Consider the following 23,373-nt stretch of genomic DNA (forward strand, 5'->3'; position numbering starts at 1 on the left):
GCTACGAAGCGCTTCGAATTGCCCGGCCGACCTTCTGCAGCGCTTCGAAGGCTCCAAAGCGCCGCTCGGCCCAATCCGCCAGAGCGGCCTGGGGTTGATGGATGTCTCCCAGAACCGACATCGCCTGCATCGCCTCGCCGAGATTGGCATGGTCGCCCGATGCAACTGATCCAAGCATCGCGGAGCCGAGCAGGACGGCCTCCGGGGATGCCGACGCAGCCACCGTCAAACCCGTCATATCGGCGAGGACTTGCCGCACAAGGCGGCTCTTTGCGGCGCCACCGCTGACCACGATCGTATCGACCGCGATGCCCTTGTCCTGCTGGGCGCGAACGATCTGCCTGGCCCCGCAACCGAGGCCGCACAGCCCGGCAAGATAAAGCGCCAGCAGGCTCTCCAGATCCGAGCGCATATCGAGCCCGGCAATCAGCCCACGTGCGTCAGGGTCCGCGAACGGCGCGCGATTGCCGAGGAATTCGGGAACGACATGAACCTCGCCGACCAATTGCGGAATCATTCCGTCACCGCCGCGGGATTCGGTTTCCGCGGCAAGCCAATCGGCAAGCGTCTGCTGCTTCTGGCGTGCAGCCTGCGTCGCTTGCGCGGAATGCGGATGCATCTGCAAAAGGTGTTCGATGGCAGCGCCGGCGGCCGACTGCCCGCCTTCATTGAGCCAAAGCCCGGGCACCATGGCGGAGAAATAGGGTCCCCACACGCCGGGGACGAAGGACGGATCCGGCGTGGTCGTCATGGTACAGGCGGACGTTCCGAACACATAGGCCATGCGCGTCAGCACGGTGCCCGCCGTGCCACGCGCGCCCACCGTACCAACACCGCCGGCATGTGCATCGATGAGGCCGGCAGCGACCGGCGTACCCGTCGCGAGTCCGAGATTGACCGCAGCCTCCCCCGTCAGGCCCGCCGCCAGCCTCGTTCCGCCGGGCACGATCTCGGTGCCGATCCTGCGGAACTGCTCGTCCGCCAGCACGCCGAGGCCGACCCTGCGGAAGAATTGATCGTCCCAGTGGTTTTCATGACCCAGATAGGTCCACTTGCAGGTCACGGTACAGATGGAGCGGGACAGGCTCCCCGTCGCACGCCAGGTGAGAAAATCGGTCAAGTCCATGAACTGCCACGCACGGGAAAACGTGTCGGGCATGTTTTCGGCGAGCCACAAAAGTTTCGGCGTCTCCATCTCGGGTGAGATCGTTCCGCCGACATAATCGAGAACTTTTTCGCCCGTCTGGTTGATCCGGCGCGCCTGATCGGCGGCGCGGTGATCCATCCATACAATGACGTTGCGAGCAGGATCGCCGGACGGGCCGACCGGCAGCGGCGCGCCCCCTTCGCCAAGCACCACCAGCGAGCAGGTCGCATCGAAGCCGATGCCGGCGATGCTGTCCGGCGCGATGCCGGCCTGTGCCACCGCGCCACGCACGCTGCGGCATACGGCACGCCAGATGTCCTCGCTCGAGTGCTCGACGATGTCGCCGGCCTCCCGCCAAAGTGCGATGGGGGAGCTGTCACTCGCCATCAGCCTGCCGGAGCGGTCGAACACGCCGGCCCGTGCGCTGCCGGTGCCGACATCGATGCCAAGAAAATGGCGGTCATCGGATTGTTTGGTCATCTGGATCGCCAATCGGAGAATGCTACAGATCGTTGCTCTGCGGCAGAATGACGAGGTCGCGGATGGTGACGTTCCTCGGACGCGTCAACATGAAAAGCACCGCCTCTGCGACCTCCACCGGCTGCATCAAGCCACCTGCCGCCATTTCTTCCTCGATCTTCTCTTTGGGCCAGTCCTTGATAAGCGCGGTCACAACCGGACCTGGCGCAACGGCACCGACGCGCAAACCGTATTTGGCGACCTGTCGGCGCACGGTATGCACGAAAGCCTGCACGGCGTGCTTGGACGCAGTATAGATCGGCTCCCAGACGACAGGGACAAGACCGGCGATCGAACTGGTGACGATGATGTCGCCGCTCTTGCGCTCAACCATGTGCGGCAGCACCGCATGAATCGACCGGAACAGCGCATTGATGTTCAAATTGAGCATGCGATCCCAGGCGTCGGGATCTCCGGCGAGCACCTCGCCGCCGACATAGGCGCCTGCGTTCGCGTGGAAGATGTCCAGCTGTCCCGCCTTCTCCAGCAACTGAGGCATCATGGCTTGCATGCTCACGGGATCGGTGAGGTCAATGCGTAACGGAATCGCCTGATCGCCCAGCTCGACGCAGGCTTTGCTCAGCGCCTCCTCCGCCCGATCGATCAGCACCACCCGCGCACCCGCGCCGATCAAAGCTCTGGCGCACTCGAGACCGATGCCCGATGCGGCGCCGGTGATTGCGGCAACTTTTCCTGCAAGTTCCTGGGCCAAGGCTTGTCCTTTTCTTGTTCGAGTTATTCAAGCTCGGCCATGGGAGAGGCGTGAGCGTCGTGCCAGCGAATCGACGATGACCGCAATGGCAAGGACCGCGCCCGTAATCATGTACCGTAGCGACGAGGAGAGATCGAGCAGCGTCAGGCCGCTCGCGATGGACTGGATGACGATGACGCCGAGCAGTGCGGAATAGGCGCTCCCGCGACCGCCGAACAGGCTCGTGCCGCCGATGACCGCGGCGGCGATCGCGTTGAGATTTACATCCCCGGTCCCGGCCTGCTGGCTGGAAGATGCCAGCCGCGCCGCGGCAAGAATGCCGCCGGCCGCCGCCAGCGTGGAGCACAGCACGAACGCGGTCAGATAGACCCGGCGAACATTGATGCCGGCCCGGCGGGCCGCCTCGCGATTGCCGCCGACGGCAGACATCGAACGGCCCCATTTGGTCCGCGTCAACGCGTAGTTCATGACCACGCACAGGCCGACGAACAGACCGAACATCCACGGAATGCCGCGGCCGAGATTGAGATAATAGACGACGAATTCGAGCATGACGGTGACCAGCAGCGCCTTCAGCACCATGCGGCCGAGCGAACTGGCCGATAGCCCCGCCTGCCGCCGGCGCAACGCTGTGCGATAGCTGGTCACGAACATCACAAGGCTCGCAACCGCCGCCAGCACGTAGGACACGATTGGCGGCATGACGAGCATCTGCCCGAAATTGACCAGTGGCGATCCGTACGGAAGGTTGATCGAGCCCGAGGAGCCGAGCAGATACAGCTGCAGGCCGAGCCACCCCAGCAGGCCGGCCAGGGTCGAGACGAAGCTCGGCATCCCCAGGCGATTGAACAAAAATGCGTAGAGCGCGCCGATGGCAGCGCCCAGCACCAACGCCGTGACGATCGCCACGGCGACCGGCCAATCCTGACCGACCCAAAGCACGCCAACCAGCGCCGAAGCGAACCCGCTCACCGAACCGACCGAGAGGTCGATCTCGCCGACCATCAGGATACAGACGATGCCCAGCGAGATCACGCCCACCGTCGAACAATCGAACAGCAAATTGACCAGGTTGTTCGGCGCCAGGAAAACAGGGTTGAGACTCTCGAACGCCGTGCAGATGACAATGAGCCCGACGACCACCGGCAGCGAGCCGAGGTCGCCCGACCGCACGCGATCCACAAACGCGCTGAACATGTTCCCAAATGTGTCCGTGTGCTTGACGCGCTCGTCACTGCGATCGAGCGGCCGCGTCATCGAAACCCGTTGTGCGTCGTCGGTCATCGGCCAAGCTCCGGCGACTGATGGGCGCGGCGCCGGCTGGCGCGGCGCGAGACCGAGTTTTCGTCAGCACCGGTGATCGCGGTGACGAGATCCTGGTTGGAAGCGTCGGGCTCGAACTCGCCGTTGTTGCGGCCGAGGCGCAGCACCACGATTCGGTCCGCGACCGCGCGGACGTCCTCCATGTTGTGGCTGATCATGATGACGCCGAGGCCGCGGGCGCGAACGCGCTCGACGAGGTCCAGCACCTCGGCGGTCTGGGCGACGCCAAGTGCGGCGGTGGGCTCGTCGAGCAGGATGAGCTTCGGCTCGGTGAGCAGCGAACGCGCGATCGCCACGGTCTGGCGCTGTCCGCCGGAGAGCGACGCAACCGGCTCGCGCACGCTCGGGATCCGAGCCGACAATTCGTTGAGCAGCGTCCAGGCGCGGAGCTCCATGGAGACCTCGTCGAGCCGCATCGGATTGAGCTCGCGGCCGAGGAAGATATTTGCGACCACATCGAGGTTTTCGCAGAGCGCCAGATCCTGGAAAACGGTGGCGATGCCGAGGCCGAGCGCAGTGGACGGATCGGACAGGACGACCGGCTCGCCGCCGAAGGCGATCGTTCCAGAGCTGGGCTGGTGCACGCCGGCAAGGATCTTCACCAGCGTGGATTTTCCAGCACCGTTGTCGCCCACGAGCGCCACGACCTCGCCGGTATGCACGTCGAGATCGACATTGGTCAGGGCGGACACGGCGCCGAAATGCTTGGAAATTCCGCGAAGACTCAGGACCGGTTTGCGCGGTCCGCCTTCCGGATGATCGACATCCGAGATCATGGTCATGTCCCAGTCCGCCCTCTCGTCGTTCGTCCCGGCCGCCGCGAGCGGCCGGGACGGACGCAGTTACTGCGTGATGCCAAGCTTCTTGCAGCCGGCGGCATATCGGCCCGTGCAGAGCTGATCGGCCGTCTGGATCTTCTTGTCGATGATCTCCGCCTTCAGGTTCTCCTGAGTGACGACCGCCGGCACGAACAGGTTCGATGGCGCATTGAAGAGCGTGGTTTCCGCCTTGGGCGTCTCGCCGGAGAGGAACTTCACCGCCGCCTGGGCGGCCGCAGCGGCCACGATCTCGCTGGGCTTGGAGATCGTGTTGTACTGATCGCCGGCGATGACGAGCTGGAGCGCGGCAATCGTCGCATCGTTGCCTGTCACCGGCGGCACCGGATCGACGCCTGCGGCCTTGAAGGCGGCAATTGCGCCACCGCCCGTGCCATCATTGGCGGCCACGACGCCGAGGATCTTCTTGCCGAAGCGGGTGATCTGGCCGCTCGCCCACTGCTGCGCCTTCGGCGGCGCCCAGTCCGGCGTGTCGTATTCGGCAAGAATTGGATAGCCGCTCTTATCAAGACCCTCGTGGATGCCCTTCTTGATGAGCCCCGCGGCGGCATCGGTCGGCGATCCATTGATTTCGAGCACGCCCTCACCTTCCTTCGCCGTGACGTTGGCGGCCTTCAGATGCTTGATGAGCGAGTCGGAGATGGCCTTGCCGATGGCTTCGTTGTCGAAGGAGACGTAGAAATCGACCTTGGCGTCGGGGACCGGCCGGTCATAGGCAATGACCTTGATGCCCTGCGACTGTGCCATCTTGACCAGGGAGACCGCAGCGGTCGAGTCGACGGGGTCGAGTACAATGACCTTGGCGCCCTGCGAGATCACCGAGTTGAATTGCTGTTGCTGCCGTGCCGCATCTGCGCTGGCGTTCTGGTAGATCACCTTGCAACTTGCGCAGAGCTTCTTCATCTCCGCAGCGAAACCCGGATAGTCATGTTGTTCGTAGCGGGTGGACGCCTGATCCGGCATCAGGAAGGCAACGGTCGCGTCCTTCACCTCTGCGGCCTGCGAGAACATGGCCGTTGTGCCGAGCAGCGACAGGGCCAGGGCCAGTGTGCCCGTATGTTTCGGGGAGAACCTTTTCATTCGGACTTTCCTTTCCAGAACTAGAGTGCTGTGGTTGATCCTTGAAGATGGGCCTTCGCGGCTCCCGTCGCCGGCGGCGATGAGTGCCGGTGCTCCGAAGCCGCGCGGAATTCCTGGACAAGCGATTCCTGTCGCGGGCTGCCATCGGCATGCCCGCGTCATTCTTCCCGTGGTGGTCTCCTCCTTTGCTTTTCGCCGGCTAGGCCGCGCGTGCCGTATTGATGTTCTGCGCGAGCAATCGCCTGAAGCGCGAAGGCGGCATGCCTTTCTCGGCCAAGAACTGCCGGTTGAAATTGGAGAGATTGTTGAAGCCGACCTCGAAGCAGATGTCGGTGATGGACGCCTGCTCGTCGCTCATCAAGATTTGGCAGGCGAGATTGATGCGCAGGCGCTTGACGTATTGCACCAGCGACATGCCCGTGTGCCGGCGGAAGGAGCGCGAAAACGCGCTCTGCGATTGGCCGGCGATGGCCGCAAGCTCGGCTTCACCGAAAGGCTGCGTCAGGTTTTTTCGGATGAAGGCGAGTGCCTTGTTCATGCCCGCAGACATATAGCCAGACGGGTCGGGCAGATATTTCGGGCTGGAGAGCGGACGCGCATTTCGCGCGCGACTGAGTGTCCCCAAGACCATCAAGAACAGCTCGATCCGACGCACGCCGTTCGCCGTCACGATCTCCTCCATGAGTGGGGCGACCGCTTCGCTCGTGCTGCGGGTGAAAAGCGCGCCGCGGCGGGAGAATTCCAGCAGCGAGGCAAGGCCCGAAAGCTCAGGCATGACCTTTATCAGGTCGCCTATAAATTCTTCGCTGAACTGGAGGACGCGTCCCCGCAGCGGAATGGTGGTCTCCGCCGGCAGGTCGCTCACCCAATTGTGCGGCAGGTTGGGGCCGGTAAGAACAAGATTGCCCGGCTCGAATTCGCCAATAAAGTCACCGACGAAATAGCGACCGCAGGTGGCTACAACCTGATGGAGCTCGTATTCGGGATGGAAATGCCAGCGGACCGTGTGGAATGGGTAGCCGTGCGACCACGCCTTGAACGACTCGCCGCGCCGTATCTGGACAACTTCCAGGTCCGGTTCCATGTCCGCTCCCTTCGGGCCGGTGCGGCTTGCAATGATCCGCCCCTGTTCCCTTATCGGCTGAATTTGCTCAGCGTTTCCTCTCGTCGGGAGAGTAGCGACCGGTACCTAGGCACGCCACCACCATTTCAATGTGCAACTGATACTTTTTTGATGTGCCGCAGGCAGTCCCCGAGCCCCGTAACCGGGTCCGCAGTCTCCGCGAAACGGCGTCTCACAACAGCGGCTCTACCGAAAGTGCGGTCTCGCGCGCGGCGGTTGCGCATAGCAGGTCACGATTGCGCTGACGGATTCCGGTGATTGAGGCTGTCTGTTACCACTCGCATTCAATCCACGGAATGAGCTGCGACAACAGCGGCCCTGCTCTTCAAAACGTACGCTCACAATGATCATGACTGGATTTTTGTGGATCTCTCGGTGCACACGCCGCCATCTAACAAATTGAAAAATTTTAACTTTCGCTCCAATCCATCATGGGCGCCACGGAAAAAGCGATAGGCTTGCGAATTCAATTGGTTATTCTTTCATCGAACCGGCAGCATGGCGATGTCCTCGCGCACTCGAACCAGCAATTTGCGTGGCGCGCACATATCATTCGCCTGAATGGGCGTCTCGTGCATCAAAGTGGTCCGGACAAGAGAAAGCGACAATGATCCCGCATGGCATAGGGCCAGGCAGATCGGTCCGAGCTGGACACAGTAGATCCGGCGCTTCAACAGACGGTGAATAGCCGACCCTTGGACAAGGGTGCCATCCAGGGCCGCATCGGCGAGATCACGGTTGAGAATGCTCTTTCGACAGTTCTTCCGCTCGATCCCGTTCCGTATGATCGGCCGTACGACAGACACGGCACAACAGGCTGCACCTGATCAGATCAGACTCGACTTGCCACGGCTCAGCACCTCGCCCGCGCCTTTGTCGCCGACGATCCTGCCTTGGTCGTAGACGACCCGGCCGCGGGCAATGGTGGTGACGGGCCAACCGGTGACATCAAAGCCCTCCCAGGGCGTATAATCCGAACCGTGGTGCAAATCGGCCTGCCGGATCGGCTTTGTCAGCTTCGGATCCCACAGCACGACGTCCGCATCGAAGCCGACACCGATCGAGCCCTTGCGCGGGTAGAGCCCGTAGATGCGCGCGTGATTGGTCGCGGTCAGCTCGACGAATTTCTGCAAGCTGATACGTCCCTTCGAGACGCCCTCGGAGAACAAGATCGGCAGCCGCGTCTCGACCCCGGGGATGCCGTTCGGCACCCAGCGGAACGAGGTGCGCGCGTTCGGCGTCAGCTTGCCCTTGGGGTCATCGTAACGGAACGGACAGTGGTCGGACGAGAAGGTCTGGAACACACCGGTCGTGATGCCTTCCCAGATGGCCTGCTGGCTTTCGGCATCGCGCGGCGGCGGCGAGCAGACATATTTCGCGCCCGTGATGTCCATGTTCAAGCCCTTCATGTCGTCGGCCGTCAGCGTGATGTATTGCGGACAGGTCTCGGCATGAACCGGTAGTCCACGCTGCTGCGCCCAGCGGACCTGTTCCATCGCCTCGCGCCCTGAGACGTGCACGATCATGATGGGAACGCCGATCACCTCGGCGTGGCTGATGGCGCGATGCGTGGCCTCGCGTTCGACGGCCTGGGGCCGCGACACGCCGTGGTAATAGGGCGCGATGTGGCCTTCGCGCTCCAGCCTGGTCGTGAGGAAGCGAATGGCGTCGTAGCCCTCGCAATGGACCATCACCAGCGCCTCCTCGCGGCGCGCGACGTCGAATACCTCGAGCAGCTGCTTGTCGCTGAGCACGAGATCGTCATAGGTCATGAACACCTTGAACGAGGTGTAGCCGTCCTTGACCAGGGCCGGCAGCTCTTGCCCGAGCACGACCGCCGTCGGATCGGAGATGATGAGGTGGAAGGCGGTGTCGATATAGCACTCGCCTTCCGCGAGCTTGCGATACTTCTCGACGCAGGTACGGAGCGACGTGCCTTTCTCCTGGAGCGCGAAGGGCAGCACCATGGTGTTGCCGCCGGCCGCGGCCGCGCGCGTCGCCGAGGCAAAGTCGTCGGCCATGACCACGTCAGGACCGGAGGGCTGGGAGATGTGGACGTGGCTGTCGATGCCGCCCGGCAGTGCCAGCAGACCCGTCGCGTCGATCTCGCGCGCTGCGCCCTCGAGATGATCGGCAATGCTGACGATGCGCCCGTCGCGAATGCCGATATCGGCGCTAAACTCGTCGCTGGCCGTGACGATGGTGCCGCCGCGAATAACAAGATCGAGCTGGGTCACAGGCGTCTCCGTTACTTCATGACCGCTGATGTCTGGAAGATCCGGCCCCACGGCACAAGAGCTGTGATGTCGCCGCCGGCGAGCGTCAGCGTCCTCCACAGCGTCACCGCCACCGAATCCAGCACGGCGATGTTCAATTCCCGTTCGAGTGAGGCGGCAAGCGCGGCTCCGTCGAGATTGGTGCAGAGGATGACGATCGCGTCGGCGCCGTCCGCTGCCACCGCCCGGATCATGCCCGCGATGGTCGCAGGCGCAACCTCGCCGAAGGAAAAATTGTCGCGGAGGCCGAGATGCCGTTCGGCGTGCGGCGCGATGCCCTCCTCGGCCCAGACGTCGCCGATTCGCCGCTGCACGTCGTCGGTGTAGGGCGAAACGAGGCCAACGCGCTTGGCGCCGAGTGCGCGGGCGGCATCGATGCATGCAAGCGTGGACGTTGTCGCCGGGACGCCGGTGCGCGCCGTGATCGCTTCGCAAAGGCTCTTGTCGCGGCCGATGCCGAGCCAGCTCGCCGAGGTGCCGTTCCAGGCGATGGCATCGACTTTTGCGTCCGCCAGCAGGTCCGCCGCCGGCAGCATCACCGAGGCGTCGAACTGGTTCAGCGCCGCGGCGTCGAGCGCAATCTCGGTGACGCGGAAACGCGAGAAATGGGCGGTAACGCCCTTCACACCCGCCAGCATGGCGCTGGTGACGGGCTCGAGCACCGAGTTGGAGGACGGCGTGATCATGCCGAGACGTTTGCGCATGGCGGTACCTTACGACGCCTGCGCAAGGCGCGTCGACTCCTCCCGGATCAGGGACAGGATGTGGCGCTTTGCGTCGTTGAATTCGGGACTGGTGATGTCGCGCGGGCGCGGCAGGTCGAAATTGACGGCCTCGCGGATCCGGCCCGGCCGCTTGGTCATCACCACGATCTTGTTGCCGAGCACCAGCGCTTCGTCGACGCTGTGGGTGACGAATACGATGGTGCAGCGCCGTTTCTGCCAGATCGCGACCAGCTCTTCCTGCAGTTCGAGCTTGGTCTGGGCGTCCAGCGCCGCGAACGGCTCGTCCATCAGGATCACGCTCGGGTTCATCAGCAGCGCGCGGGCGATGCCGACGCGCTGGTTCATGCCGCCGGACATCTCGGAGGGATGATGATGCTCGAAGCCGCGCAAGCCGACGAGATCGATGAACTCCATGGCGCGATGGTGCCGCTCGGCCTTGCCGACGCCCTTGAGCTTGAGGTGGAAGGCGATATTGTCGATCGCGGTCAGCCACGGCATCAGGGTCGGCTGCTGGAACACCACGCCGCGGTCCGAGCCGGGCCGCTCCACCTGCTTGCCATCGACCAGCGTCCGGCCGGAGGTCGCCTGCTCGAAGCCGGCGATGATGTTCAGGAGTGTCGACTTGCCGCAGCCGGAGGGGCCGAGCAGGCAGACGAAATCATTGGCCTCGATGTCGAGATTGACGTTGTCCAGCGTCAGCAGGTCGCGGCCGCGCCGCTTGTCGGAAAACACTTTTACGATGTTGCGAAGCTCAATAGCCGCCATCAGCCCGCCCTGCCCTGCACCGTGGTCGTCTGCTGCCAGCGCAGCGTCCGCGCCATGATCGCCTTGATGCCGAGGTCGGAGAGATAGCCGAGCAGCCCGATCGAGATCATCGCCGCCAGCACGATGTCGTAGCGCAGGAAGTAATAGGAATCCCACAAGACGTAACCGAGGCCGCTTTTCACCGCGACCATCTCGGCCGTGACCGTCAGCATCCAGGCCGATCCGACCGCGATGCGCAGGCCTGCGAAGATCGAGGGCAGCGCCGCCGGCAGCACGATGTCGGTCAGCATCTGCCGCCCGTTCGCGCCCATCATCGCACCGGCACGGACGAGATTGTGGTCCACGGTCTTCACGCCGTGGATTGCGTTCATTAGCACGGGGAAGAAGGCACCGAGGAAAACGAGGAAGATCGCCGGCTTGTCGGCGATGCCGAACCAGATGATGGCGAGCGGAATCCAGGACACCGGCGGGATTGGGCGCAGCATCTGCAGCGTCGGCTCCAGCGTCTTCTCGAACAGGCGCGACCAGCCGATCGCGACCCCGGCGAGGATGCCGAGGAGGCTGGCCAGCGCAAAGCCGCCGAACACGCGAAGCGCGCTGGCGAGCGCATCGCGCAGCCAGTGCCCGGAATAGGTCTGCGTGGTCTCGTCGAAGCCGAACACCCAGTCGCCTAGCGCATGCAGCACCGCGCTCGGCGCCGGCAGCAGCGCGGGCGGCAGCACGCCACTGCGGGCAAAGGCCTCCCAGCCCGCGACCAGCAACGCGGGCACGACGAGGCGTTCGAGCCCCTGGAACGCCCGCGTCAGCCTAAAGGCCGTCCTTGCGGGCGAGACGTCAATAACCGAGGTCATTCTTGGCCTTTCCGGTGGCTTGCGCCAGGAACGAGTAGTCCATGTTCTTCTCCGCTTCCGCGGACACGTCCGTCGAGATGTATTTGAGGTCGCGCATCATCGCGGCGATCGCGAGCGTCTGCGACCGATGGATCGCCGGATCGGGCGAAGCGTTCTTCAGCGCTTCCGTCGCCACATTCTTGTCAAGACCGGTGAGCTTGTTGATGACCTCGATCCACGGCGCCTTGTCGGCAATCAACTTGTTGTCAAGCTCGACCACGGCGCTGACGACGCCCTGCACACCGGCGCGTTGGCTGGCGATCACGTCTGAGCGGGTAACGATGAGATTGGTGAGATTGCCGGCGGCCTGGTCATAGGGCAGCACAAAATGCTTGCCGGCGCCCGCAAGCCGGATCTGCGAGGCGAACGGCTCGACCGAGCAGATCATGTCGACCTCACCGCGCTGCAGGGCCGCGAGATGGTCGGACGGATTGGGGATGTTGATGAACTGGATGTCCTTGTTGGGATCGACGCCCTGCTTGAGGAATGCGCCGCGCATGTGGATGTCCTGCGCATTGCCGCGCGACGCCGCGACCTTCAGCGGCTGACCGTCGCTCTTCGCCTTCAGAGCGGTCGCCTTGAACGTGGCCCAGTCCTCAGGGGGAAGGTTCAGCTTCGCGGAGGAGAGACATTCAGAGCCGCCGTTGATCTGGCCGGATACGGCAACGACGTCAAAACCTTTATCGAGCGCGGTGATGTAATGGAGATACGTCACCTGCGCGACGTCGATGCTCTTGGAGATCAGCGCGGTGAGCACGTCATTGCCCGAGTTGAAGCCGGTGGCCTCGACCTCGATGCCCTTGGCCATGCCCGGGATCAGCGACATCGGCAAGCAGTGCGCACATTTGGCGTAGCCGAGCTTGATCTTCCGGGCTTGCGCGGAGGCAAAATCGCCAGCCCCCAACATCGCCGCCATCATCACGAGGCCCAGGCGCAAACTCGTCCGCATCGTTCACTCCGTTTCGAAGGCGCGAGATCTCGCGCGTCTCGCGAGATCATCCGTCGGCCTTCGCGGCAGCGCAACGGGGATTCTGCATGCTGCATACAATTTGCGCGCTATGCCATTGTTTTCAGCTACATGCGTCGGTATTTTGGGCAAGCCAAAGGGCCGGAAACGGCTAGGATGAACTGAAGCAACGAGGCGCGCGTGCAGCAGAAGTCGGAAACCCCGAAGGGCAGAAAGTCGCCCAAACTCAAGAGGATGGGCCTGCACGAGCGCGCCGCCGCGCGGATGCGAACGATGATCATTCGCGGCGAGCTGGCGCCGGGATCGCAGACCCAGGAGACCAGGCTGTCGAAGGAGCTGGGCGTGTCGCGCACGCCGCTGCGCGAGGCCATGAAGGTACTCGCGGCCGAAGGGTTGATCGAGCTTCGCCCCAATCGCAGCCCGCGCATCGCCGACATCGCAGTCTCCGGCATCTCGGAACTGTTCGAGGCCCTCGCCGGCATCGAACGGCTGGCCGCAGAGCTCGCTGCGGAGCGCGCGACCGAACGCGACCTCGCCCGCCTGCGCACGCTGCAGACCCGGATGGAGGGTCATCACCGCAACGGCAAGCTCGATGAGTACTTCGCCATCAATGGCGAAATCCACAACACCATCGTTCGCATGGCCCGCAACACGCCGCTGCGCGAGGCGCACGAGACTCTGATCTCCCGCGCCGAGCGCGCACGCTATCTCGCGCTGGGTGCCGACAAGCGCTGGAGCAATTCGGTCGACGAGCACGCCGGCATCCTCGCGGCCCTCGAGACGCGGGACAGCGAGGCCGCAGGACGCCTACTCGGCGCCCATGTCCGCCAGACCGGCACCGCGCTGCTCGAGACTCTTGCTCCCAAGCCCAAGCTGACGGCGGCGTGACCATGAAGCTGCTGCTGCTCAACCCCAACACTAGTGCCGCGGTCACACAATTAATGATCGATGTCGGACAGCGCGCGGCGGCACCCGGCACTGAGCTGGTCCCCTGCACCGCGACCCGCGGCGTGCCCTATATCGCCACGCGCACCGAGGCGCAGATCGGCGGCGCCATTGCGTTGGAGATGCTGGCCGAGCAGCACATGAAGGTGGATGCCGCGATCATCGCCGCCTTCGGCGACCCCGGCCTGTTCGCCGCACGCGAGACGTTCGATATTCCCGTGGTCGGCATGGCGGAAGCGGCGATGCTGACGGCCTGTATGGCCGGGCGCCGCTTCGCGATCGTCACCTTCGCGCAGGCGCTGGGCCCCTGGTACGAGGAATGCGTCCGCGCCCACGGGCTGTGGGAACGCTGCGCCGGCATTCGCACGCTCGATACCCCGTTCAAGGCGATTTCGGAGGTCGGCACCGAAAAGGAGGATCTGCTCGTCGAACTCGCCCAGCGCGCGATCGCCGATGACGAGGCCGATGTGCTGATTTTTGCCGGCGCGCCCCTCTCCGGCCTTGCCGAGCGCGTTGCGGACCGAATTCCCGTCCCCGTCGTCGATCAGGTGATCGCCTCGGTGAAGCAAGCCGAAGCGCTTCATGCGCTACGCCTGCGCAAGGCGAGCGCGGGCACGTACCGCCGGCCCTCAGCAAAGCCCACCATCGGCCTTCCCGGAGCGCTCGCCGCCCGGCTCGAGCATCGCGACAGCTAGGGGAGCTTCGTCCGGCGATGCGAAAATCCCAATTCGTTTTCGATGGCACGGCCGAAAGCAAACAGGCGGGATTCGCAGCCCGGCGGCGCGATGATTTGGATGCCGAAGGGCAGCTCATTCTCCCCTCGCCGAACCGGCAAGGTCAGGACCGGAAAGCCGACCAGCGACACGATGAAGGTGACGGCGAGATAGTCGATCGGCGTCTCCAGCGCTACGCCGTCGATCGCGGTGACATCACTGATCTCTTTCGGCCAAGGGAAGACCGAGGCTGCGGGCGCGATCAGGAAATCGGCACGCGCGAACAGCGCGCGAAAGCTGCGGTAGATCGCGGTGCGGCGGCGCTCGGCGTTGAGATAATCTTCGGCGGAAAGCTCTGCGCCCGCCTCGATGTTCCAGATCACGGTAGGTGTGAGCTCGGTGCGGCGCGTCCGCAGCAGCTCGCCATAGCTGTTGGCGATGTGTGCGGCGCGGAGCGTGCGGAAGGTCTCCATCGCACCGCTGCAATCAGGCGAAAACGGCAGCAGATCGGCAACGCCGGCGAGGACGTCGCAGGCGGCGGCAAAACGCGTACGAACGTCGCGCGAAACCGGCGCAACGCCAAAGTCGGGCGTGACGGCGATCCGGGGGCGTCCTGCGAGCGGCCGATCGTCATTGCAAACGCCGGTCGAGAGCGGATCCTTCGCGTCGTCACCAGCACAGACCGACAGCGCGAGCGCGAGGTCATCGACGCCGCGGGCAAGAAAACCGTGGGTCGCCAGCATATCCCAGCCGAGCGGGCGGCGCGGCGACGGGATGCGGCCGGGCGTCGGACGGATGGAGGCGACATCGCAGAAGCCGGCGGGCGTGCGCATCGAGCCACCGAAATCGGTACCGTGCGCCAGCGGCACCATGCCGGCTGCGACCGCGACGGCAGAGCCGCCGGACGATCCACCGGAGGTCAGCGCGGGATCGAACGGATTACGCGTCGGCCCGCACAATCTGTTGGTGCAGACCGCGCCAAAGCCAAACTCCGGCGTGTTGGTCTTGCCCAGAATGATGGCGCCGGCGCGCCGCAGCCGCGCTACGACGAGATCGTCCTCGGCCGGAACGTGGTTGCGGAACAGAACCGATCCGTAGGTGGTGGTGAGCCCGGCGGTATCGGTAAGGTCCTTGATCCCTACGGGCACGCCATGCAGCGGGCCGATCGGCGCGGGTGCCGCGTCGCAGACGTCCGCGGCATCGCGGGCACCCTCGGTATCGACAGTGACGAACGCCGCCAATTGCGGGTCCTGATCCGCGATCCGCACGAGGTGCGCCTCGACGACATCGCGCGAGGTGAGCTCCCCAGAGGCAATGGCGCGCGCAAGGGCTGCAGCAGACAGGTCGCAGATCGATGGCTTCGATGTCATCGCCCCACAATGCCAAACCTCGCATCGAAAGGCGAGCGCCGCGGGCACGAGACTTGCTTTCTCCTTTCGGGCAACGGGAGGCAACATCATGGCTGAAGCGCAAGGCGGCCGTTCGCTCGTCGTCGATGCGGTCACCCACCGCTATCCGAGTGGCGCGCTCGCGGTCGAGAACATCAATCTCGACATCAAGGGCGGCGAGATCATCGCCCTGCTCGGCCCGTCCGGCTGCGGCAAGACCACCCTATTGCGGATCATCGCCGGCTTCATCGCGCAGAGCCAGGGGCGCATCATCATCGGCGATGACATTGTCGATGCGCTGCCGCCGAACCGCCGCGCCGTCGGCATCGTGTTCCAGAACTACGCGCTGTTCCCGCATCTTTCGATCAGCGAGAACGTCGCCTACGGCCTCGCCGCCCGCGGCATCGACAAGGCGACGCGCCAGCGCGAGGCGCAGCGCCTGTTGGAGCTGGTGCAATTGCCCGCGATGGCCGAGCGGCTGCCTCGGCAGCTCTCCGGCGGCCAGCAGCAGCGCGTCGCGCTCGCCCGCGCGCTCGCGATCAAGCCGTCGATCCTGCTGCTGGACGAGCCCTTTGCGGCGCTCGACAAGAATCTGCGCCTCGACATGCAGATCGAGGTCAAGCGGCTGCAGCGCGTCTCCGGCATCACCACGCTGATCGTGACGCACGATCAGGAAGAGGCGCTGTCGATGGCCGATCGCGTCGCCGTGCTGAGCCACGGCAAGCTCGAGCAATTCGGCTCGCCGTCCGACGTCTACGACCGGCCGCAGACGCTGTTCGTGAACACTTTTGTCGGCTCGACCAACCGCATGCCAGGAATCGTGGTCTCGGCGGACCGCACCGCTGCAAAGATACGCCTCGATGCCGGCGCGGAGATCATCGCGCGCCCCGCGGCCGGCGCCCTCACCGAAGGCGGCCGCGTCACCGTGTGCATCCGACCCGAGCATCTGCAATTCGTCGGCGACGAGACCGGCTTTGCCGGCGTGGTCGGCATGTCGCTGCCGCTGGGCGCCACCGTCGTTCACGAGGTCACGACGGCCGACGGCTCCGGCGTCAAGATCTCCCAGGCGCGCATCGGCGAGACGCGCGCACTGGAGAGCGGCGCCGCCGTGCGCCTCGCACCGCTCGCCCCATCGCTCGCCAACGCATTTCCCGCAACGCTTTAGTTCCAGTCATTGTCCAAACGGAGTTCGACATGATCCTCAATCGCCGCAGCCTGATGACGACCGCCCTCACGCTCGGGGCCATGAAGGCGTTTCCCGGACTGAGCTTCGCCCAGGCCCGCCCGCTGGTGTTTGCGACCTTCACCGGAAGCTGGGAGGAAGCGCACAAGGCCGTGCTCGTGCCGGCCTTCCGCAAGGCCAACGCCGATGCCGCAATGGTGCTCGATCCCATGCTCTCGGTCGACCAGATCGCGAAGGTTAACGCCGCCAAGGCCAATCCGCCGATCGACGTCATGCTGCACGATCCGGGTCCGGCGCTCGTCGCGATCGGCCAGGATCTGGTCGAGCCCTATCCGGTCGAAAAGAGCGCCTATTACAAGGACCTGATCGGCGAGGCACAGGAGCCGATGGGCCCCGCCCCGTTCTTCCAGGTCGTCGGCCTCACCTACAATCCGGAAGCCGTCAAGACGCCGCCGACCTCATGGGCCGATCTCTGGAAGCCCGAGTTCAAGGGCCGCGTCGGCATCACCAACCTCAACTCGACGCTCGGCACCGGCTGGCTGGTCGAGATCGCCAAGATGCGCGGCGGCTCGGAAGCCAATGTCGATCCCGCCTTCAAGGCGCTGGAGGAGCTGAAGCCCAACCTCGCCGCGGTCGCCGCCAACCCCGGCGCGCTCGCGACCCTGTTCCAGCAGGGCCAGATCGATATCTCGCCCGGCAATTTCAACGCCATCCAGATCCTCAAAGCCCGCGGCGTGCCGGTCGAGTTCGTGGCGCCGAAGGAAGGCGCCATCGCCTTCAAAACCACGATCCACATCGTCAAGAACTCGCCAAACCGCGAGCTTGCCTTCAAGCTGATCGAGGCGGCGCTGACGCCGGAGGTGCAGACCGCGCTGATGAATCCGCCTTATCTGATCGTGCCGACCAACTCCAAGGTGACGATGGGCGGCGAGATCGCGCGCGTACTGGCCAAGGACACCGCCGAGCTGAAGAAGAAGTTCGTGTTCCAGGACTGGAAGAAGATCAACGAGCAACGCTCGGCCTGGATCGACCGCTTCAACCGCGAGATCAAGATCTGAACGATGGGCGCAGCACCGGCATCGCGGGACGTCATCTCCTACGGCATGGGATTGGCAGCGCCGCTGGCGCTGTTCTTCCTGCTGTTCTTCGTCGCACCGCTGCTGCAACTGTTCTGGCTCTCCCTGCACAACGACACGGCCGGGCTCCATTGGGGGCTCGGCCAGTACCTGCACTTCCTCACCGACCCCTTCAGCCTCAGCGTGCTCGGCTCGACACTGCTGCTGGGCGCCGAGGTGACGGCGGTCTGCCTCGTGCTCGGCTTTCCCATCGCCTGGCTCTATCAGCGGGTCGGGCCCAAGCTTCAGACCATCATCATCCTGATCGTGCTATTGCCGCTCCTGACCAGCGTGGTGGTGCGCACCTTCGCCTGGATCGTCATCCTGGGCCGCCAGGGCATCATCAATGCAACACTGCAGTCCCTGGGGATCATCGATACGCCGATAAAACTGCTCTACACCCAGTTCGGTGTGGTGATCGCACTGGCGCAGGTGCAGATGCCGCTGATGACATTGCCGCTGATCACCGCGCTCGGCCGGATCGACCCCAATCTCGACGATGCCTCCTGCTCGCTGGGGGCCGGGAGCTGGCGCACCTTCTTCAAAATCGTGCTGCCGCTGTCGCTGCCCGGCGTGATCGCCGGATGCACGCTGACTTATGCCGCCGCGATCACGGCTTTCATCACCCAGTCGCTGGTCGGGGGCGGGCAGATGCTGTTCATGCCGATGTATCTCTATCAGCAGGCTTCGACGCTGCAGAACTGGCCGTTTGCGGCCGCGATCTCGATCATCTTCCTGCTGGCCGTGCTCGCGGTCGTCTCGGTCTTCACCACGCTCGGCCGCATGTCTCGCGGCTACGGAGGCGTGTGATGAGCGGACGCAAGAGCACCCTGGAGGCGTTCAGCTTCGAGCTGGTCATGACCGTGATCGCGATCATCGCGCTGATCTTGATCATCGCGCCCTCGCTCGTGGTCCTGATCGTCTCCTTCACCAGCGGCTTCTCGCTACGCTTTCCGCCGCCGGGCTATTCGCTGCGCTGGTACGCCGAGCTCTGGAATGCGTGGCAGCTGCACTTCGCGGCCAAGAACAGCTTGATCGTCGCGTTGTGGGCGACGGGCCTCTCCGTCGTGCTCGGCGTTGCCGCCGCGCTCGCGATCTCGCGGTCGCGGGCGCTGTCGGCGCGGCTGCTGGATTCCCTCTTCATGTCGCCGTTGGTGCTCCCCGCACTCGCCTTCGGCCTTGCGGCCTTGATGCTGTTCTCACTGGTCGGCCTGCCGGTGTCGCCGCTGACGCTGGTGTTCGGCCACACTGTGGTTTGCGTGCCCTATGTCGTGCGCAACACGGTCGCCGCGCTTGCCCAGTTGGAGCCGACCCTGCTCGAAAGCTCGGCGGTGCTGGGCGCGAGCCGCCTCTACACGTTCCGGCGGATCGTGTTGCCGCTGATCCGGCCGGGCGTTATCGCGGGCGCCTTCATAGCCTTCATGTCGTCGTTCGACAATGTGCCGGTCTCGCTGTTCCTGCGCGATGCCGCAACCGATATGCTGCCGATCCGGATGTGGCAGGATCTCGAGGGCAAGCTCGATGTCACCATCGCCGCGTTGTCGGGCGTGCTGATCATCGCCACCGTCGCACTGGTCGCCGTCATGGAGCGCATCACCGGCCTGTCGCGGCGGCTGACCAGCTGATCAGGCCCCACGAAACAGCGAATAACCCCAGCGCGTGAATTTCAGCGGCATATGAAAATGTTCATCGACGTTCTTGATGCGGAAGCGGAACGGCGCCACGGTCAGGAAGCCGTCGCTGTCGCCGAAGAATTCGCCGAGATGAAACAGGACCTCATACTCACCGGCCGTCACGCCTGCACCTTGCGCGCCGGAATGATCGAGCACGCCATTTGCGCCGAGCCGCCCTTCGGCGATGCGGAGCGAATCCGGATCGATCCGCCAGATCTCGACGCGCAGGCCCTGTGCCGGCCGACCGCTCGCCACGTCGACTGCGTGAATGGAAATACCGCCTGCCACCATGTTCCTCCCGTGAGTGCAACTGCATGGTAGACGCAAACGGTACCGTTCGGCCAGCGCCCGCACTGCTGTCTGCCCTGGGGGCTATGACCTCGCTCCAGGCGCTGGTGGCGCTCGCGCTGTTCGCGCCGGGCGTGGTCGCGCCGCGCGCCCATATCGAGGTGTGGCAGCTCTCGATGTTCTCCTGCGCGGTGTTCGCCGTCGGCATCCCCGCCTCGTTCTGGGGCGGCGGTTTTATCGCGCGCCTGGGCTCGCTCCGGATTGCCAGCCTCTGCGCGGCGGCGATCGTCCTCAGCATGGCGCTGGCCTCGCTCGGCTCGACGGCCGCACTGCTTGCCGCCGGCCTCTGCCTCGGCCTTGCATTCGGGCCGGAGACGCCGGCGAGCGCGGCGCTGCTGGCGCGGCTCGTGACGGTCGAACAGCGCGCCTTCGTGTTCTCGGTCCGCCAGACCGGCAACCAGATCGGCGCCGTCTGCGGCTCGCTGGTTCTGCCCGCCATCGCCATCTCGCTCGGACCCGCCTGGTGCTATGCGGCGGTGGGCACCTGTGCGCTGTTGGCGATCCTGATGTTCGAGCGGCTGCGGCCGGCCTATACCGGCAAGGCGCTCCCTCCTCCGGAACTCAGTCTCCGCGCACGGCTGGCCCTCGTCACCGCGGACCGGCGCATCGCGATGCTGGCGCTGGCCTCGATGCCGTTCAGCGCGATGCAGGTGTCGCTCAACACGGTCTTCGTCACGCTCGGCACGCGCGAGCTTGGCCTCAGCCATATCGAGGCCGGGATTGCGCTCGCCTGCGCGCAGACCGGCGGCCTAGTCGGCCGGCTCGGCTGGGGCTATGTCGCCATGCGCCTCAACGCTTCCCGCGCAGTGCTCGTCGTCATCGGCCTCGGCATGGCGTTCTGCGCTGCGCTGCTCGGCCTCGACGGCGCATCGCTGAGCCGTACCGGACAGTTCGCGATTGCCGCGCTGTTCGGCCTGACGGCCTCGGGCTGGAACGGCGTCTTCATCGCCGAGATCGCCCACTTCGCGCCACAGGACCGGATCGGCGAGACCACGGGCGCGGTGCTGACCGCATCCTATGCGGGCCTATTGGCCGCGCCGGCACTGATCTCAATGCTGGACGCCACGGCCAGTCTTGGCGCGGCGTTCGTTGCCTTGGCCTGCCTTGTGCTCTGCGGCACATTGGCGTTGATCTGGGGAGGCCATGACAAAACCAGTCAATAGCGCGCGCGGGATCGCCGCCGACGTCACGGCCGGGCGGACGAGCGCCGTCGAGACCGCCGAAGCCGCGCTCGCGCGCATCGAGGCCGCCAAGGCGCTCAACGCGGTGGTGACGATCGATCCCGCGCGAACGCTTGCCGATGCCGCGAGGGTCGACGATCGCCTGTGCGCCGGCGAGACGATGTCGCTCGCCGGCGTGCCCATCGTCGTCAAAGACAACATCTGGGCCAGTGGCTGGCGCGTGACGCAGGGCTCGCGCCTGTTCGCCGATTTCGTCGCGCCGCAAGATGCGGTTGCGATCGAGCGACTGCGCAAGGCCGGTGCTGTCATCGTCGGCATCGGCGCGACGTCGGAATTCGCCTGCAAGGGCGTCACGACCTCACAGCTCTACGGACCCACGCGCCATCCGCTCGATCCCGCGTTGACACCGGGCGGCTCGTCCGGCGGTCCCGCCGCTGCGGTCGCAGCCGGCCTCGTGCCGCTCGCGATCGGCACGGATGCCGGCGGCTCCAGCCGCAGGCCGCCGGCCCATGTCGGCGTCGCCGGCTTCAAGCCGTCGTACGGCGCGATTCCATATGGGCCCGGTTTCGCCGAGCCGTTCTTCGGTCTTTCCGTCATTGCACCGATCGCATCTGATGTGGCCGATATCGCATTGGCGTTCGAGGCCATGGCCGGCGCCGATCCGCGCGACCCGGATTCCGCCCTCTTTGCACGGCAGGCGGAAGACATAGACGGAATGCGCATGGCATTCTCGCCTCGACTTGGCTTAGACGTCGCGGTCGACGACATCGTTGCGAATGCCCTCGCCTCCACTGTTGACCGCCTCTCCGCGGCAGGCTTGCGCATCACGCGACGCGATCCCGTCTGGCCGACGGGCGCGACCGAAGACGCCATCATGCCACTCCAACATGCCGGTCTCGCTGCGCTCTATGGGGACGCGTTCCGCAAGGAACCGACCATATTTGATCCCGATGTCGCCAAGCAGATCGAGCGAGGTCTCTCCTGGTCGGGCGCCGAGGTTGCTGGAGCTCTGGTCGCGAGCGCCGCGATCGCCAATGCTTTCGCGGCCTTCCTCACCGACGTGGACCTGCTGCTGACCCCAACTGTCCCCTGCGTCGCTTGGTCGCTGACGCAGCTTGGTCCCGACATGATCGGCGGAAAGCCCGCGAGCCCACGGGGGCACGCGGTGTTTACTCCTTTTGTCAATCATGCCCGCCTGCCGGCGATCTCGATTCCGTGCGGAACGGATCCGCGCGGACTTCCATTCGGCCTGCAAATCATCGCGAGGCGCGGGCAGGACCGGACGCTGCTTGGCGCCGCACACCGGATCGAGGCCATGCTGCAAGCGTGTTGAAGCCGGCTTGGCTCGTCACTATGAGCACGGGGCAGCACGCGCTAGCATGGAACTTGCATAAATTCTGGGCGACATGGACGCCGCATGAACCTCATCAGTCTCGACATCCGCATGCTCCGGTCGCTGATCTCGGTGGTCGAGACCGGCAGCATCACCGAGACCGCCCGACGGCTGGGCCGCACCCAGCCGGCGATTACCCTGCAACTGCAGCGGCTAGAGGAGCTGACAGGCAAGCAATTGTTCGAGCACGTCGGCCGCCGGCTGACGCTGACCGATGACGGCACCACCGTCCTCACCTACGCCAAATCCATCCTAAGGTTGCATGACGAGCTGATCTCGCAACTGGCGTCGCAGGAGATCGAGGGCCAGGTCGTGCTCGGCACGCCCGACCTCTATGCTGCCTTCATGCTGCCGCAGATCCTCAGCGTGTTCCGAAAATCCTTTCCGCGCGTGCAGGTCGAGCTCAATTGCGCGCTGTCGACGCCACTGGTCGGCCTCGTCAAGCGCGGCGACGTCGACATCGCGCTCGTCACCCGCATGAACGATTTCACCGGCGGCCAGGTGGTGCGGCGCGAGCAACTGGTCTGGATGACCGGTGATCAATCGGTCGCGCACCAGGAGCGCCCGATTCCGCTGGCGCTGCTGCCGCCCGGAAACATCTATCGCGACTACGCCATAGACACTCTGGAGCGTGCCAATCTGCGCTGGCGCGTCGCTTGCGTCAGTGAAAGCGTCGGAGGTCTCCAGGCCGCGGCCTTCGCCGGCATGGCCGTCACCGTGCTCGGCCGCAGCGCGCTGGTGCCTGCGATGCGTGAAATCGGACCGAACGAGGGCCTCCCGCCGCTGCCGAAGATCGAGCTGCTGCTCTACAAATCCAGCGGCGCGACCTCGAAGGCCGCGACTGCGCTACACGACTATCTCGCGCATTATCTGCGCCTCGACGAGGAGCTCAGCGGTCGCGGCGCGCCGATCGAGCTGGGCTAGGCCCACAAAAACGCGAAAACAACCCCATGCACAGTAGAACGGCCTTTGTTTGCAAAGGGTTTTTCGCGCGTCGCTTTAGAGAACACCGAGGCCGACCAGTCCGGACCGTACCTGAGCGATCTGACACGTCGGGCAAAACACCTGCAC

General features: G+C 64.9%; 22 protein-coding genes. 9 read left to right on the top strand and 13 right to left on the bottom strand.

Annotated elements, in window-relative coordinates; genetic code table 11:
• Window position 1: 1 nt before the first annotated feature.
• The 11 genes from GA0061098_RS00370 to GA0061098_RS00425 form a co-directional block, all read right to left on the bottom strand.
• On the bottom strand, window positions 2-1,627 hold the full coding sequence (locus tag GA0061098_RS00370; protein WP_091953792.1) for an FGGY-family carbohydrate kinase: 1,626 nt from the start codon (window positions 1,625-1,627) through the stop codon (window positions 2-4).
• Between the two features lie 22 nt (window positions 1,628-1,649).
• Window positions 1,650-2,378, bottom strand: coding sequence for an SDR family oxidoreductase (locus GA0061098_RS00375; RefSeq protein WP_091952277.1), 729 nt, complete (start codon window positions 2,376-2,378; stop codon window positions 1,650-1,652).
• Between the two features lie 27 nt (window positions 2,379-2,405).
• A complete protein-coding gene (locus GA0061098_RS00380) occupies window positions 2,406-3,662 on the bottom strand; it encodes a sugar ABC transporter permease (protein ID WP_091952280.1) in 1,257 nt (418 codons plus the stop codon).
• Window positions 3,659-4,483 (bottom strand): ATP-binding cassette domain-containing protein, encoded by an 825-nt coding sequence (locus GA0061098_RS00385; protein ID WP_208610612.1) that lies wholly within the window; start codon window positions 4,481-4,483, stop codon window positions 3,659-3,661. Before GA0061098_RS00385 ends, GA0061098_RS00380 begins: the two co-directional genes overlap by 4 nt.
• Window positions 4,484-4,543: 60 nt before the next feature.
• Window positions 4,544-5,617: an ABC transporter substrate-binding protein gene (locus GA0061098_RS00390; protein ID WP_091952283.1), complete on the bottom strand. Its 1,074-nt coding sequence runs from the start codon at window positions 5,615-5,617 to the stop codon at window positions 4,544-4,546.
• A gap of 199 nt (window positions 5,618-5,816) precedes the next feature.
• On the bottom strand, window positions 5,817-6,701 hold the full coding sequence (locus GA0061098_RS00395) for an AraC family transcriptional regulator (protein WP_091952285.1): 885 nt from the start codon (window positions 6,699-6,701) through the stop codon (window positions 5,817-5,819).
• A gap of 866 nt (window positions 6,702-7,567) precedes the next feature.
• Window positions 7,568-8,977 carry a dihydropyrimidinase gene (hydA, locus tag GA0061098_RS00405; RefSeq protein WP_165637076.1) on the bottom strand — a complete coding sequence of 470 codons (1,410 nt, stop codon included), beginning with the start codon at window positions 8,975-8,977 and terminating at the stop codon, window positions 7,568-7,570.
• Between the two features lie 11 nt (window positions 8,978-8,988).
• Window positions 8,989-9,720 (bottom strand): maleate cis-trans isomerase family protein, encoded by a 732-nt coding sequence (locus tag GA0061098_RS00410; protein WP_091952291.1) that lies wholly within the window; start codon window positions 9,718-9,720, stop codon window positions 8,989-8,991.
• Window positions 9,721-9,729: 9 nt separating this feature from the next.
• The gene (locus GA0061098_RS00415; RefSeq protein WP_091952293.1) at window positions 9,730-10,506 is read right to left on the bottom strand and encodes an ABC transporter ATP-binding protein; all 777 of its coding nucleotides are present in this window, start codon (window positions 10,504-10,506) and stop codon (window positions 9,730-9,732) included.
• A complete protein-coding gene (locus GA0061098_RS00420; RefSeq protein WP_091952295.1) occupies window positions 10,506-11,357 on the bottom strand; it encodes an ABC transporter permease in 852 nt (283 codons plus the stop codon). Before GA0061098_RS00420 ends, GA0061098_RS00415 begins: the two co-directional genes overlap by 1 nt.
• Window positions 11,341-12,345 (bottom strand): ABC transporter substrate-binding protein, encoded by a 1,005-nt coding sequence (locus GA0061098_RS00425; protein WP_091952297.1) that lies wholly within the window; start codon window positions 12,343-12,345, stop codon window positions 11,341-11,343. The genes GA0061098_RS00420 and GA0061098_RS00425 overlap by 17 nt, the downstream gene beginning before the upstream one ends.
• A 198-nt stretch (window positions 12,346-12,543) precedes the next feature.
• On the opposite strand from GA0061098_RS00425, the gene GA0061098_RS00430 reads away from it, so the two are divergent.
• Window positions 12,544-13,251 (top strand): GntR family transcriptional regulator, encoded by a 708-nt coding sequence (locus tag GA0061098_RS00430; RefSeq protein ID WP_091952299.1) that lies wholly within the window; start codon window positions 12,544-12,546, stop codon window positions 13,249-13,251.
• Between the two features lie 2 nt (window positions 13,252-13,253).
• Entirely contained in the window at window positions 13,254-14,003 is a 750-nt protein-coding gene (locus GA0061098_RS00435) for an aspartate/glutamate racemase family protein (protein ID WP_165637077.1), read from the top strand.
• Here the strand turns inward: GA0061098_RS00435 and GA0061098_RS00440 are convergent.
• Window positions 14,000-15,391, bottom strand: a complete 1,392-nt coding sequence (locus GA0061098_RS00440) for an amidase (protein ID WP_091952303.1) — start codon at window positions 15,389-15,391, stop codon at window positions 14,000-14,002. The genes GA0061098_RS00435 and GA0061098_RS00440 overlap by 4 nt on opposite strands.
• 88 nt (window positions 15,392-15,479) lie before the next feature.
• Here GA0061098_RS00440 and GA0061098_RS00445 point away from each other — a divergent pair, with 88 nt between their 5' ends.
• Genes GA0061098_RS00445 through GA0061098_RS00460 form a run of 4 tightly spaced genes read left to right on the top strand, consistent with a single transcriptional unit; the run spans window position 15,480 to window position 19,332 of the window.
• Window positions 15,480-16,574 (top strand): ABC transporter ATP-binding protein, encoded by a 1,095-nt coding sequence (locus tag GA0061098_RS00445; protein WP_091952305.1) that lies wholly within the window; start codon window positions 15,480-15,482, stop codon window positions 16,572-16,574.
• Between the two features lie 29 nt (window positions 16,575-16,603).
• Window positions 16,604-17,650, top strand: a complete 1,047-nt coding sequence (locus GA0061098_RS00450; RefSeq protein ID WP_091952307.1) for an ABC transporter substrate-binding protein — start codon at window positions 16,604-16,606, stop codon at window positions 17,648-17,650.
• Window positions 17,651-17,653: 3 nt separating this feature from the next.
• Window positions 17,654-18,517 carry an ABC transporter permease gene (locus GA0061098_RS00455; protein WP_091952309.1) on the top strand — a complete coding sequence of 288 codons (864 nt, stop codon included), beginning with the start codon at window positions 17,654-17,656 and terminating at the stop codon, window positions 18,515-18,517.
• A complete protein-coding gene (locus GA0061098_RS00460) occupies window positions 18,517-19,332 on the top strand; it encodes an ABC transporter permease (RefSeq protein WP_165637078.1) in 816 nt (271 codons plus the stop codon). The genes GA0061098_RS00455 and GA0061098_RS00460 overlap by 1 nt, the downstream gene beginning before the upstream one ends.
• Here the strand turns inward: GA0061098_RS00460 and GA0061098_RS00465 are convergent, their stop codons facing one another.
• Window positions 19,333-19,668, bottom strand: a complete 336-nt coding sequence (locus GA0061098_RS00465) for a hydroxyisourate hydrolase (protein ID WP_165637079.1) — start codon at window positions 19,666-19,668, stop codon at window positions 19,333-19,335.
• Between the two features lie 26 nt (window positions 19,669-19,694).
• Here GA0061098_RS00465 and GA0061098_RS00470 point away from each other — a divergent pair, with 26 nt between their 5' ends.
• The 3 genes from GA0061098_RS00470 to GA0061098_RS00480 all read left to right on the top strand — a co-directional run bounded on the left by GA0061098_RS00470 (window position 19,695) and on the right by GA0061098_RS00480 (window position 23,226).
• Complete coding sequence (locus GA0061098_RS00470; RefSeq protein WP_091952315.1) at window positions 19,695-20,891, top strand: MFS transporter; 1,197 nt, start codon at window positions 19,695-19,697, stop codon at window positions 20,889-20,891.
• Window positions 20,872-22,242, top strand: a complete 1,371-nt coding sequence (locus GA0061098_RS00475) for an amidase (protein ID WP_091952317.1) — start codon at window positions 20,872-20,874, stop codon at window positions 22,240-22,242. Before GA0061098_RS00470 ends, GA0061098_RS00475 begins: the two co-directional genes overlap by 20 nt.
• Before the next feature lie 84 nt (window positions 22,243-22,326).
• Window positions 22,327-23,226 carry a LysR substrate-binding domain-containing protein gene (locus GA0061098_RS00480; protein WP_091952319.1) on the top strand — a complete coding sequence of 300 codons (900 nt, stop codon included), beginning with the start codon at window positions 22,327-22,329 and terminating at the stop codon, window positions 23,224-23,226.
• The last annotated feature ends 147 nt before the right edge of the window (window positions 23,227-23,373 follow it).

It is taken from the genome of Bradyrhizobium shewense (assembly GCF_900094605.1).
GTDB lineage: Bacteria > Pseudomonadota > Alphaproteobacteria > Rhizobiales > Xanthobacteraceae > Bradyrhizobium > Bradyrhizobium shewense.